Consider the following 13,692-nt stretch of genomic DNA (forward strand, 5'->3'; position numbering starts at 1 on the left):
GTCAATGATTCATCATCATAATTTACTACAATAACTTAGATTTCAATTAGGGAGGGACGCAACATGAATAAAAAAGAATGTATTGCCATGCTACTTGCAGGCGGAGAAGGTCGCAGATTAGCGCCCTTAACTTCAGAAATGGCCAAACCAGCAGTTCCATTTGGTGGCGGCTACCGTATTATTGATTTTCCATTAAGTAATTGCGTTAATTCTGGTATTGATACTGTGGGTGTTCTCACCCAATATGAAGCACAATCATTACATGAACATATTGGTAATGGTGAACCTTGGGGTCTTCATAGCGATGGAGATGATGGTGTCTCTCTTTTACCTTCCTATAGTACGGGTAAAGAATATTTAGGCACAGCAGATGCTATATACAAGAACATCAAGTATATAGATCGTCAAAATCCTGAACATGTTCTTATTCTTTCTGGAGATCATATTTACCATATGGATTACAGTGAAATGTTGCAACAACATAAAGATAATAATGCTACGGCAACAATATCTGTTATGGAAGTACCATGGGAAGAAGCGAGTCGCTTCGGTATACTCAATGTTGATGCAGAATCACAAATTACAGATTTCACAGAAAAACCTGCACATCCTGAAAGTAATTTAGCTTCTATGGGGATTTATATCTTTAAATGGTCCTATCTAAAACAATTATTACTGGATGATGCAGCCAACTTAACTTCTTCACATGACTTTGGTAAAGATATCATTCCAACGATGCTAAATAATCAAGATACCCTGTTTGCATTCAGATTCAAGGGTTATTGGAGAGATGTTGGTACGGTTGAAAGTCTGTGGGAAGCTCATATGGACTTATTAGATAACACCGTTGATTGGGAATTACATAAGTCTAATTGGCCTATGTTCAGCCGCCCATGGAGAACGAAATATAGTCAGCCACAAAAGATGAAAGTTGGTAACTCATCTAATTCTATCGTATCTGATACGTGCTCGGTAGACGGTAATACTGAGAAATCCGTTGTGTTTTGTGGTGCAGAAATCGGTAAATCCTCAGTGATTAAGAATAGTGTCATTATGCCTAACGTTAAAATCGGGCGTAATGTTATCATAGAACGTGCAATCATTGGTGAAGGAGCCGTAATCAAAGATGGTTCAGTTATCAAAGGATCTGAAAATCATGTCGTTGTTGTAGGACCACGTGAGATTGTATTCCGGAAACCTACCGTGCGTACTCAACCCGCTCGTATTCTTCAAGATGTATATGAGAAATCAACACAGCTTCGTGCACAAGGTTTATAAAAAGAGTAACAACTACATTGCCTATATTGTAATAAAGAGCGAATTCCAATTGGGATTCGCTCTTGTTGTTATTATCGCTATTCTACCTGAAAATGTAATTAAAGTACAGTTAATGTCATTCATTTTCCAATTCTTCCGAAAGAGGTAACATGACCGTAACCACGGTTCCCCTTCCTAATTCACTGTTAATTCCCATCGTACCTTGATGCAATTCTACCAATTGTTGTGTGATAGCAAGCCCTAGTCCTGTTCCACCATTTAGAGGATTTACTTGAAAGAATCGATCTCGCACCCTATTTAAGTGCTCTTCACTTATTCCTACTCCATCATCCTGAATCTCAATCTCGACCTGTTCAGGATAACAATTCAATACAATTCGAATATTACTGTTTTCGTTAGAGAATTTAATGGCGTTATCAACAAGGTTAAGGAATACTTGTTTAAGTCGATTAGCATCGCCATTTACAATTGGGTTCTCGTCTGATTCCAATACAAGTTTTATGTTCTTAGTTTCCGCTTTCGTCCACATGTTAAGCATTATTTCTTGTAAAAGCTCCTTAAGAACCACTCTAGCCATGACTAATCTCATTTCATTTTGTTGAAGTTTCGAGAAGTCCAGAATTTCTTCTACTAGACCGATTAGCCTTGCGGTCTCTTTTGTTATAATCTTTATACCGATCTTCGTCTCATCAAGGTCATATCCACCTGAAGTGATCGTTTCACTCCATCCCTTGATACTCGTTAGTGGTGTTCTAAGCTCATGTGAAATGGATGAAATGAAGTCATCTTTAATCTGATTACTTCTAATGATCTCTTGGGCCATATGGTTAAGTGTACTTGCCAATTCACCTAATTCATATTTATAATCTCCCTTAACTCTTGCCTTATATTTACCCTTAGCCATTTGAGCCGATACCGCTGTAATATTATTCAATGGTTTGACGATGGAATTCGCAAGAGCCAAACCTAATGCCAGAACTACAGCTAATACAGCTGCACCAATTGAGATGGAGATTAATGTCACATTAAATAATTTATCATTTAACGTTTTTAAAGAAGTTGTATATCGCAGAATATAAGAGTCTTCCCCACCGATTTGTATTAATTTCGATACTGCCATAACGTCCTCATTAGTGGATGGTTGTCTTCCTACCCATCTACCCACATTTCCAGCAATAGCTTGTGGGATATCACTCGTTGTAAGTGAAGTATCCGCTTGAAATTCTGTTGTATTAATGAGTACATTACCCTTGGTATCCAATATTTGCAGTTCGGTATTATCCAATTTAAAATTCAATAACATATCTGATAATACATTCGAATCCTCTTCTTCAATCAAACGGAAATAATCCTCAGCATTTGTCACATTAATCTTGATATGACTATACACAGTATCATAATAATAGGTTCTCATTGCTAATAAGAAAATCACTTCGACGAGAAGAATCGCCGTAAACACTACAATGAAATAGTGAAGGACGATCTGTCTGCGAATACCCTTCTTAATCATTGTACCTTACCCTTCCACTTATACCCATGCCCCCATACGGTTTGCAAAAATTCCGGCTCTGAAGGGTTTTCTTCGATTTTTTGACGTAATCGTCTGATATTCACATCTACGATCTTAGGGTCACCCATATACTCTCTACCCCACACATGATCTAGAAGAACATCCCGACTCAAAGGAGTAGTCTCCTTTTCTAAGAAAAATTGAATGAGCGAAAATTCTGTAGGCGTTAGTTCAATAGTCACACTATTCTTCTTAAATTGTTTGGTGATAAGATCTAATGAGAATGGTCCTGAGTGAAAACTAACCTTCGCTGAACTTTCCCGATGAACATTCACACGACGTAACAAAGATTGAATTCGCGCGATTAGCTCTGTGGGGCTAAACGGTTTACTAACATGATCATCCGCGCCTACAGACAGAGCATATACTTTATCCTGCTCCTGAACTTTCGCTGTTAAGAAAATAATTCCTATCCGTTCATTGCTCTCTCGTATCCGTCGGCACACTTCGAACCCATCGATACCAGGTACCATGACGTCTAAGAGTGCAATATCAATATCAGGTATCGTCGTGAATTTCTCAATAGCCTCATACCCATCCGCTGCCTCTACAACCTCAAATCCATTTCGCTTTAAGTTAACAACAATAAAACTACGAATAGACTCTTCATCTTCCAAAATCAGAACTTTACTCATCCTTATTTCCTTTCCTCTCGATCGGAGCAACGTCCGTCTCCACTTTTTTATTTTTATTAAGCTCAAGATTCACATCATTACTCTTATATGCAACTACTTTATCGCTCACTTTAACGAGCAATTGCCAGTCACTATGACCCTTATCCCATTCTGATTGCGTGAAGAATTGGATCTCTGCAATAGTTTTATCTGTATCTGACATGACAAAACGTAAATATTGATCTTTATTTGATTTCGTGTCAATGGTTACGATATTATGCCATTCTGGAGGAAAAAAGTTAAGAAGGAACCTGTTCTTATGATCATGGTATTGTTGTCTTACAAAGGTCATTCCATCCTCACCATCCCATTGATAGTAAGAAAAGAACCAAGGAATCTCATCAAAACTAAAGTGTTCCCAGCCTTTAGGTGTTTCCAATATCCCAATTTCATATATACCATCTGAATTCACATCTTCACTATAAATCTGAATATCCTTATAGGTCTGATCATCATTAAGGACTGGCGTTAATTTATTGTCCTCCATAACGATCATTTCCGAATACCAATACCCAGAACTTGATCCACTTGCAGCATCTAAGATAATACCTTTCTTATCTTTTGCTACATTTCCTGCGACAACATTGTAATAACTGTTCACGTTTTTATCTAAATCTAATGTATCCAACTCTTTGAAAGCTTCATTATACTGATAAGTTGTCATCCTAGCATATTCATTACGCTTTAACGAAACGACCGTAATATCATTTAATCCATCGCCATTCAAGTCATCGATCACATAATTGGTATACGATTCCTCTAACTCTTTTACAAGATGATCGCCATGATAAGTATAGATGACTAGCCCGCTCTGAAGCTTTTCCTCACCTCTAGAGAATCCAGCAATCATGTCGATACTTCCGTCATTCGTTACATCACTAAATCTTAATGATTCCAGTACTTTTCCTTCCCCATCAAAGGATACGGTCAGCACCCATTCGCCATTCTGATTCTCAAATATTGAACCGTGCAATTGTACTGCTTGATCCGGAGTTTCATAAAATACGATAACTTCCTTCTTCCCATCACTGTTGAGATCTGCAAAACGAATCAAACTCGTGTTATCGTTATCCCGAGCCCGAATTAACGCCGCTCCTTTAGGAAGCTGTGATGTTATAAATGCCCGAAGTGATTCATTCTCAGCAGAAATCTGCGGTGTCTTCATTAGAGATACCGGATCACTGATGATGCTACAACCTCCAAGAATAAACAATGCCAAGCAAGCAGCACATGCCCGGGTTAAGCATGATTTGTACACCTATATCACTCTTTTCTATAAGAGGTTGTTCAAAAAGTCATCTTTTGATCACGAAGTATACCAAGAAGCTTATTCGACATCGAATATTGAATTCAGCCGGTCCTAGCGTATGCTTTCGAAGTATGTTTCCTTCGGAAACATTTCAGGTGCTCACGTAGGTACTGCCTACGCTCCGCTCCTCTCTCCCTTACTTCATCCAATCTTCTGAATCGTTTTGAAAAAACGCAGCATCGTAAGCATATTCTTGGTGCTGAAAATTTGACTTTTTGAACACTCACTATATATACCGCTCATAAATTTAGATCATATTCTTCTCGCGTTGGGTTAGACGTCGACCTTGAACATCGAACATGATTTCCCCTTTAGAGAGTCCTATAATTCGACTTCCGTATCTTTCAGCAAGTTCAAGTGGGAGCACCGTTAAGACAGTCACTCTCTCTTCCTTACACAATGTTCTAAGCTGCTCAAGTACACTTTCAACAGATTTAGGATCTAGACCTATAACCGGTTCATCTGCTAGAATCACCTGCGCACCATGAACTAGAGCTCGAGCGATAGCGATCCGTTGGCGTTCTCCACCACTTAACTGACCTGCCTTGTAATGAGCTTTCTCAAGTAGCCCTAGATTCTCTATTACATCCATAGCACCCATGTAATCATCCGACCTCACCATGCCTGTAAGCATACGCCACCAAGGTGTTTGACCAGATTGTCCGACAAGGACATTCTTAAGTGCCGTCCTTTTGAGACTAAACTCAGGGTTCTGTTCCAAGTATGCCCATTCTCTTCTAATTTTCATTTTACCTTTTAAACCTAATTTAAATATGTCATCCCCATCTACCATAAATGTTCCTTCATCCCATTTGGAGTGAAGGGATAGGCAGCGTAATAATGAAGTTTTCCCGCTTCCGCTTGCCCCTACGATGGTAATCATCTCACCTTTATGAAATTGAATATTCACATTATGTAGAATGGGCTGTTTATCGATTCCAACAAATTTAGTTAAGTGTTCTACTTTGATCATGACTATAACTCTCCTCTAGGTCCTTTCCTATAGTGTATTGGAAAAGACGTTGAAATTCCATGCGAACAATTGTTCTATTCTCTTTGTTTCGACGGTGAATACCAGAATCCTGCTAATCCAAACAATAAATAAGAAAGGCCAAGCATGATAAACAACCCTTCTTCCCAGTGATAGAACATGAAGATTCCACTTAAACTAGGACCTACAATACTTCCTATATTAAATTGAAATGATGCCACGACATTGGCCGCTGGTAACAAATCACGTGGTAACACATCTGCCGCATAAGCAAGACCTAACGAGAAGAATGAACCGATCAATCCACCCGCCAACATCATCAATATGATGCATGCTATGAAATGATTACCGACAGACGGGATGAGTGAAAAAATAATGCCCCCCGCAATGCCACATCACATTAAACACTTCTTTCTTCCAAAACGATCACTTAATATACCTAGCGGAAGCTGTAGTAAAAGCCCACCAATTCCAATCGCGGGAAGTAAGGCAGATATTTGCCCTTTACTATAACCAATCTGTAAACCATATAGTGGGAAACTACTGTTCATACTTGCTTCCATATAACCATAAAGCAATGCAGGAATGAGCGCATACCAGGCGATCCGATAACTTCGACGAAAGCGATGTTTCTGATTCACTGTACCTGATACCTTCTCAGGACGTTCATTGGGAAGCTTCAACACTACGAAAATTAATACGACAACTAGACATAGACTTAAGACGATAAAAGGGACTTCTTTTCCAAAAGAGAGCAATTGAATTCCCAGTGGACCTAGACTGAATCCCAACCCATAAGACATTCCATAGATCGATAAGTTTCTGCCTCTATTCTTAGAAGGAGAGGACATAATCACCCACAATTGTGAGGCATAGTGTAATGCACTATCTCCAATTCCAATGATGAGACGAAGTACAAACCATAGTCTTATATCGGGGATCCAGGGAAACAAAAGTAAGGTAACCAGGACGAGAACAAGGCCTCCGACGATTAATTTTTTAAAGCCTAAGGCTCCTAGTGTTTTCTCTGCTACAAGTGTCATCGCAAATGAACCTATGTATAATGCTGCTGCATTTAAGCCGTTCATGAATTCCGACACACCCATCTGATCTAGAAAAATAGCCAGTACGGGAAGCAACATCCCTTGGGTAATTCCTGCCACTACGATTACAGCAATGAGTATGAGATAATGTGTACGTGTCACATTTTGATGCATATGATTAGTCGTGCTGGTATTTACTGACACCGTTATTTCCCCCTTAAACTAATCCACATTATAGTGGACAACCCCTATCTGAACAAGCCATAATAAAAGAAGCTTTAGAAATGACGGAAAGGTATGTGTAACATGAACTATAAAGTGAAAGTCGATGTTTCATCGATCTACGAACTTATGGCGAGTTTTATGGTGTATGTGTCAAAAAAATGGACTGACAATATGGATATGGGGCCAGAGTGGGTACAAAAGGTCGAGTGTCAGCTACCAAAGGATGTACGCTCTAAGTTTACACCCGCATCATCATGGCCATTTAATGATTATGACGTGTTATATACATGGGCACTCTTCAGACAGACAGGAGATGACGTCGAACCTTTTCTTCACTATTTGATGGAATGTAGTGTGGATGATTTGTTCGAGATATCCTCACCTGCCATTCCAACGATGTCCTTGGATGATGTTAGTCGCATTCGGAATGACTACGTCCCTTTATTAAATCTGTGGTATATCCATTACTTCAAAGATGTTGAAGATGATATAAGACCACTAATTGAAGAAGATGCAATGGAAAAAAGAGCTCTTATAACCAAAATGGATCCTGAACATTTAATTGAATATGCCTCAGGCGGGTTAGTCGTGGAAGATATGCCCGATTTACATACGGTATTCCTATTCCCCACGGTTCATAATCGACCCATTAATACGTATTGCTTCTATACCAACATGTTACTCATTCAATATTCAGTAGATGTGCCTGAAGAACATGAAGATGAACCACCCATGTGTCTTTCGCGCATGACTCATGCTATATCTGATCAACATCGACTCCGTTTATTACGTTATGTCGCGGATCAACCCAAGTCTTTTACCGATATGCAACGAGATTTAAATCAACCTGTAGAGACACTGAAGCATCACCTCATGATTCTTCGAGTAGCCGGATTTCTACGCATCCATCTCGGTGATCACAACAATGAGAAATTCAGTATTCGTCCCGATGGTGTGGCCGAACTTCAAATATTCTTAGAGTCGTATATACATCTATAGGAGTGATTCACATATGAAACCAAGACAACAAATTCTATTCGATCTGGATGATACACTTATTCATTGCAACAAATATTTTGGGCTCGTTCTAAGTGAATTTTATCAATTATTGCAAGATTGGTTCGTTGAATATGAACTTACAACTTCTGAAATTCGCGACAAACAAATCGAGATTGACATCGCTTCTGTCCACATCGTTGGATTTAAAAGTGGCAACTTCCCTACATCTCTTATTGAAACGTATCGTTTCTTTAGCCAAAAGTGCCATCGCATGACCCATCCACTAGAGGAAGAGCAACTTCTAAAGTTAGGACTTAGTGTTTATGATCTGGAAGTTGAGCCATACCCAGGCATGGTTGAGACACTTGAAACTTTGAAGAGTGATGGTCATCAGCTGTATCTCTATACAGGTGGAGAGACTGCCATTCAGCAACGTAAAATTGATCAAATGAAATTAAATATGTATTTCGATGAGCGAATTTACATTCGTGAACATAAAAACACACACAGCTTAGAAAAAATTCTACATGCTGGAGCGTTTGATCGTTCCTCAACTTGGATGATTGGTAATTCTCTAAGAACGGATGTCATTCCCGCACTAACCGCAGGGATCTGCAGCATTCATATCCAAATATCGAATGAATGGGAATACAATATTGTTGATCTTGAGAAATCCCCAGAGCATATACTATATACCGTTACATCGATTCATGAGGTTCCAGAAATGATTGAGCACAAAATACAGCAAGAGATACAACAACGGACCCTAAATTAATGGGATCCGTTGTTTTTTTTCTCACAATTAGTTCGCCTTATTGTTCAATGGTTAAATCACCGGTGTCTAAATTTGCGATGATTAGACGAGCTTCCGTGGCTGTTCCATCTTCGAGTGTGAGTTTCAACTTACTGGTCTTCCCCTTATCAATTAAGGCTCTAACTTGTGCATCGGTTAATGCTCGTCCATAATTTTCTTTCCAGATGACAAATTTACAACCTTCTTTATAGTGGGAACAACCATATCCCTTACGACCCATGAATATCATCCCCCCACAACCAGGGCGTGGACACTTAGCAATGACTTGCGGTGACGATGATTCTTGTTTTTCCACTTTTTCTTTTTTCTTAGAAGCTGTTCTAGCCCCTCCAGCTGGCGCTGACGAACGTTTCTTCGCTCCAGGCTTCTGTGCTGAATCGTCACTCTCAAACGATGTCTTAGACGCTCTAGATTGGACACGAACCTTATCTACGATCATGGTTGCAAATTTCTTCACATTTCCCATGAATTGTTCATCCGATGCTGTACCTCGGGAGATTTCATTCAACCTACGCTCCCATTGACCCGTCATTTCAGGTGAGGTCAGAAGATCGATACCTGCTCCACGAATTAATTCGATAGCCGTTCTTCCTTTTTGCGTAATCTGAATTCTCTTCCCTTGCATATCGACATAACCCACACTTTTCAATCGCTCAATAGTTGCTGCGCGTGTTGCTGGGGTCCCAAGGCCTGAGTCTTTCATAGCATCACGTAACTCTTCATTCTCGATCTGTTTACCCGCACTTTCCATCGCTTTTAGGAGAGTACCTTCCGTATAATGTTTCGGAGGTTGAGTATCCTTCTCTTTTACAATCGTATCTGAACAAGTTACACCCTCACGCTCTTGAATCATGAAAGGTTCGTTAACTTCGGTCTCTTCTTCCTCTTCTTCATCCTTGTCTTTTCCCTTAGACTTCTTAACCTGTTCCTTCTTCTGATCTCCAGTAATAACCTTCCATCCTAAACTTAACAGCTCTTTTACGGTTGTTTTGAACACTTCACCTTCAACTTCAGTCATGACGGTATGTACTTTATATTCAGCCGGAGGATAGAAATGCGATAGAAATCTTCGAACGATCAAATCATATAGTTTCTGTTCATCTGGGCTAAGATTCGATGCCTTTCGATGAGTAGGAAGTATCGCATGGTGATCTTCTACTTTTGCTGGATTACAAATCGACTTATTTCCCGTATGAACTAGATTACGATTGGCTCCCGCTACCAGATCAGAATACGATGTCCCTTGTAAGACAGAGAGTGTTTTGTGCATTTCCGGAATATTCTGTTCCGTCACATAGTTTGAATTCGTCCGGGGATAAGAAATAACTTTGTGTTTCTCATAAAGTGCTTGTGCCGTATCTAATGTTTTCTTTGCAGAAAAAGAATATTTGGCGTTGGCCTCACGTTGCAGAAGCGTCAAATCATACAATTTGTAAGGATACTCTTTCGTTTCCTTCACTTCATATGATGCAATCTTACCTTGTTTACCCTTCACTTTGGTGGCTAAGGCTTCAACTTTGGCTTGATCGGTCATCCGTTCGCCCTGCCACATCCCTTTATACGTGTTCTCATGCTGCGCGAAATGGCCTTCAAGTTCAAAAAACTTTAACGAGTCAAAAGCTTCGATCTGCTTCTGTCGATCATAGATTAGCGCAAGAACAGGTGTCTGCACCCTACCTACGGATAAAAGAACATTGTGTTTCGTTGTGAAAGCACGTGAGCCGTTCATCCCAATTAACCAATCCGCTTCACTACGGGCTCTTGCAGCTTTGGTTAAATTCTCATACTCTGATCCTTCTTTCAGCTCCGCAAAACCTTTTCTTATCGTTTCAGGAGTTAGATCAGAAATCCATAATCGCTTCACGGGTTGACTCAGTTTCAAATGTCGTTGAATGAGTGAAAATATATGTTGACCTTCTCGTCCAGCATCGCATGAATTAACGAGAAGATTACTTCGCTTTGCTAATTCGTCAATGACCTTGAGTTGATCGATTGTTCTTTTATTAGGAACTAACTTAAATAAATCAGGAATAATTGGAAGATCATTAATATTCCATTTTTTATATTTATCATCATATGCATCAGGTTCAGCTAGACCAATTAAATGGCCGATAGCCCATGTAATAATATATTGATCACCTTCTAAGTAAGATCGGTGATTCTTCGCTTTGGGTTCTATAGCTGCAGCTATGTTTCGACCCATATCAGGTTTTTCTGCAATAATGAGTGTCTTCACTTACTTGTCACTCCTTAATCAATATATGTAATAATCTCAATGCAACGCATTCTATCGTATCATATTATAGTTATGTTAACTAATAAAAGTTGTTAAATATAAATGCTATGAACATTGTCATATCCGAATATCCGAGTGCTTAAACAAACTTTTTTAGTATCCAGTGGTAATATCACCATAAGAATACTTTAAATTTCATATTTTCCTCCATTGTGTTAATGTCGTGAAAGTATAAATATTGACGAATAATGTCGATTAACGACCTGCGAATGATAGTATTAAAATTCCTCAAACTTCCCAAAAAAACACTATTTGAGTGACAACTTACAATTAATACGACTTTTATGTTGACAAAAAGCTAGAAATAGGAATAAAATTCAATAAGTGGTTACGCAAAATTTGTCGAATAATATATATTATTGTCGTCATAATTCGATGAATCAATAGGAGGAAAAATTATGTTAAAAGCAACGGGTATTGTAAGAAAAGTAGATGAACTAGGTCGTATTGTATTACCGATCGAATTACGTAGAACGCTAGGAATTGAGATTAAAGATGGTTTAGAAATTTTTGTTGATGGTGACCGTATCGTCCTCAAAAAATATGAACCTTCATGTATTTTCACAGGAAATGCAGAAGATCTGATCTATTTCAAAGGTAAAATGATTAGTAAAGCTGCAATGGAAGAAATGATTACTGTCTACAATCAATCATTCTCTAAACAATCATAATCGTAAAAACGAATTACATATATTCTATTAACGATATGAAAAAAAAGGGATTGCTCACTAATGTCAGTCTATTGACCTTAGTGATCATTCCCTTTTCTTCTATACCAAATCATCAAAACAGTAGGCTGAAGATTACTCCTTCAGCCTACTGTTTGTTATATATATCGATAAATGCTTAAGCTAGACTAGCACTGTTGAACCCATTAAGAATTTATCTACTTCACGAGCAGCTTCGCGTCCTTCGTTAATGGCCCATACCACTAAACTTTGACCACGGCGCATATCGCCTGCAGCAAACACTTTATCCACATTAGTTGTATATCTACCTTTATGTGCTTTCACATTCGAACGGCGATCCGTTTCCAGACCCAACTGCTGAATCATCGTCTGTTCAGGACCATCAAATCCGATTGCGATCAGAGCCATCTGTGCTTTAAAAATACGCTCTGTGCCAGGAATCGGTTGATAAATTTTGCATCCTGTTTCATCAACGATTCGTTGGATTTGAACCGTATGCAACTCTTGGAGTTGACCTGATTCATCCCCTACAAACTTTGTAGTCATGATCGAGAACTCACGTGGATCTTGACCATAAATAGCCTTCGCTTCCTCTTGTGCATAATCTAAAGTATATACATTTGGAAATTGTGGCCATGGATTACCCAATGGATCACGTTCTAGTGGCGCTTTTTCATGTGTACCAAACTGTGTAATGCTACTACATCCGTGACGTAAAGACGTTGCTACACAGTCAGAACCTGTATCCCCACCACCAATTACAATGACATCTTTATCTTTGGCAGATATATAATTTCCATCTTCCAGACCTGAATCTAGAAAGCTCTTAATCGTTCCGTTCAAATAAGTCATTGCATAATGTACACCTTTTAGATTAGAACCTTCAATATTGAACTCACGAGGTTTCGTAGCCCCTCCGCAAAGTACCACAGCATCATATTCGTCCACTAGTTGCTGCGCCGGTATGTTACCGCCAATCTCAGCATTCGTTACAAATTGGATACCTTCTACTTCAAGAATATCTACGCGCCGTTGGACAACACCTTTATCAAGCTTCATCGCCGGAATACCATATGTCAACAATCCACCAATACGATCTGCACGTTCATAGACCGTCACGTTATGCCCTGCTTTATTAAGCTGAGCTGCTGCTGCAAGTCCTGCAGGACCTGAACCTACAAGCGCTACACGTTTACCTGTACGTCTCTCAGGCGGCTTAGGAACAACCCAGCCTTCCTCAAATCCTTTATCGATAATAGCTTGTTCAATCGTCTTGATCGTAACGGGTTGACCAATCAACCCAACAGTACAAGAACCTTCACAAGGTGCTGGGCAAACACGACCTGTAAATTCCGGGAAATTATTCGTCTTGTGAAGGCGATCTAACGCCTCTCTCCACAAGCCACGATAAATCAAATTATTCCATTCAGGAATAAGATTATTCACAGGACAACCTGACGTTCCACCTGCCATATCAACCCCTGTATGACAATAGGGTGTTCCGCAATCCATACAACGAGCACCCTGCGTCCGAAGCTCCTCTTCAGACATATGCTTATGAAACTCTTCCCAATCCTTAATCCGCTCCGTTGGATCACGATCGATAGGAAGCTGACGACTATATTCCATAAAACCTGTTGGCGTAGACATGACCCAATTCCCCCATCCGTTCTCTCTTTAAAGGCATAATTATTTATATAATTTTATAAATATGCTATCTCTTAAAAAACATTATATTTTAATTATATTAGCATTCTGATGACGTATTATTAATGGATTATCCGCCTAATTATTTGTACTATTT

General features: G+C 39.3%; 10 protein-coding genes and 1 pseudogene. 4 read left to right on the forward strand and 7 right to left on the reverse strand.

The features are described from left to right. Positions 1-63: 63 nt before the first annotated feature. Positions 64-1,278, forward strand: a complete 1,215-nt coding sequence (locus AC1D69_RS16385; protein ID WP_495457219.1) for a glucose-1-phosphate adenylyltransferase — start codon at positions 64-66, stop codon at positions 1,276-1,278. Positions 1,279-1,393: 115 nt separating this feature from the next. Here the strand turns inward: AC1D69_RS16385 and AC1D69_RS16390 are convergent, their stop codons facing one another. The 5 genes and pseudogenes from AC1D69_RS16390 to AC1D69_RS16410 form a co-directional block, all read right to left on the reverse strand. Further along, positions 1,394-2,788 (reverse strand): sensor histidine kinase, encoded by a 1,395-nt coding sequence (locus AC1D69_RS16390; protein WP_495457220.1) that lies wholly within the window; start codon positions 2,786-2,788, stop codon positions 1,394-1,396. Continuing rightward, entirely contained in the window at positions 2,785-3,483 is a 699-nt protein-coding gene (locus AC1D69_RS16395) for a response regulator transcription factor (protein ID WP_495457221.1), read from the reverse strand. Before AC1D69_RS16395 ends, AC1D69_RS16390 begins: the two co-directional genes overlap by 4 nt. Then, positions 3,476-4,780 carry a hypothetical protein gene (locus AC1D69_RS16400; RefSeq protein WP_495457222.1) on the reverse strand — a complete coding sequence of 435 codons (1,305 nt, stop codon included), beginning with the start codon at positions 4,778-4,780 and terminating at the stop codon, positions 3,476-3,478. Before AC1D69_RS16400 ends, AC1D69_RS16395 begins: the two co-directional genes overlap by 8 nt. A 298-nt stretch (positions 4,781-5,078) precedes the next feature. After that, positions 5,079-5,804: a phosphonate ABC transporter ATP-binding protein gene (locus AC1D69_RS16405; protein ID WP_495457223.1), complete on the reverse strand. Its 726-nt coding sequence runs from the start codon at positions 5,802-5,804 to the stop codon at positions 5,079-5,081. A gap of 74 nt (positions 5,805-5,878) precedes the next feature. Further along, positions 5,879-7,039, reverse strand: a pseudogene (locus tag AC1D69_RS16410) (MFS transporter). Positions 7,040-7,171: 132 nt separating this feature from the next. Between AC1D69_RS16410 and AC1D69_RS16415 the strand changes: the two are divergent. Further along, on the forward strand, positions 7,172-8,089 hold the full coding sequence (locus tag AC1D69_RS16415; RefSeq protein ID WP_495457224.1) for an ArsR/SmtB family transcription factor: 918 nt from the start codon (positions 7,172-7,174) through the stop codon (positions 8,087-8,089). A 13-nt stretch (positions 8,090-8,102) separates the two neighbouring features. Continuing rightward, on the forward strand, positions 8,103-8,864 hold the full coding sequence (locus AC1D69_RS16420; protein WP_495457225.1) for an HAD family hydrolase: 762 nt from the start codon (positions 8,103-8,105) through the stop codon (positions 8,862-8,864). A 37-nt stretch (positions 8,865-8,901) separates the two neighbouring features. On the opposite strand, the gene AC1D69_RS16425 is transcribed toward AC1D69_RS16420, so the two are convergent. Then, on the reverse strand, positions 8,902-11,139 hold the full coding sequence (locus AC1D69_RS16425; protein WP_495457226.1) for a type IA DNA topoisomerase: 2,238 nt from the start codon (positions 11,137-11,139) through the stop codon (positions 8,902-8,904). Positions 11,140-11,597: 458 nt separating this feature from the next. On the opposite strand from AC1D69_RS16425, the gene AC1D69_RS16430 reads away from it, so the two are divergent. Next, positions 11,598-11,870 carry an AbrB/MazE/SpoVT family DNA-binding domain-containing protein gene (locus AC1D69_RS16430; RefSeq protein WP_495457227.1) on the forward strand — a complete coding sequence of 91 codons (273 nt, stop codon included), beginning with the start codon at positions 11,598-11,600 and terminating at the stop codon, positions 11,868-11,870. Between the two features lie 180 nt (positions 11,871-12,050). On the opposite strand, the gene AC1D69_RS16435 is transcribed toward AC1D69_RS16430, so the two are convergent. Beyond that, positions 12,051-13,538, reverse strand: coding sequence for a glutamate synthase subunit beta (locus AC1D69_RS16435; RefSeq protein ID WP_495457228.1), 1,488 nt, complete (start codon positions 13,536-13,538; stop codon positions 12,051-12,053). Positions 13,539-13,692: the final 154 nt, after the last annotated feature.

The organism is Paenibacillus sp. Y301 (assembly GCF_059445505.1).

Bases quoted from the DNA above. Each gene is read 5' to 3' on its own strand.
- AC1D69_RS16385 (WP_495457219.1), top strand. From the start codon at position 64: ATGAATAAAAAAGAATGTATTGCCATGCTACTTGCAGGCGGAGAAGGT.
- AC1D69_RS16390 (WP_495457220.1), bottom strand. From the start codon at position 2,788: ATGATTAAGAAGGGTATTCGCAGACAGATCGTCCTTCACTATTTCATT.
- AC1D69_RS16395 (WP_495457221.1), bottom strand. From the start codon at position 3,483: ATGAGTAAAGTTCTGATTTTGGAAGATGAAGAGTCTATTCGTAGTTTT.
- AC1D69_RS16405 (WP_495457223.1), bottom strand. From the start codon at position 5,804: ATGATCAAAGTAGAACACTTAACTAAATTTGTTGGAATCGATAAACAG.
- AC1D69_RS16415 (WP_495457224.1), top strand. From the start codon at position 7,172: ATGAACTATAAAGTGAAAGTCGATGTTTCATCGATCTACGAACTTATG.
- AC1D69_RS16420 (WP_495457225.1), top strand. From the start codon at position 8,103: ATGAAACCAAGACAACAAATTCTATTCGATCTGGATGATACACTTATT.
- AC1D69_RS16430 (WP_495457227.1), top strand. From the start codon at position 11,598: ATGTTAAAAGCAACGGGTATTGTAAGAAAAGTAGATGAACTAGGTCGT.
- AC1D69_RS16435 (WP_495457228.1), bottom strand. From the start codon at position 13,538: ATGTCTACGCCAACAGGTTTTATGGAATATAGTCGTCAGCTTCCTATC.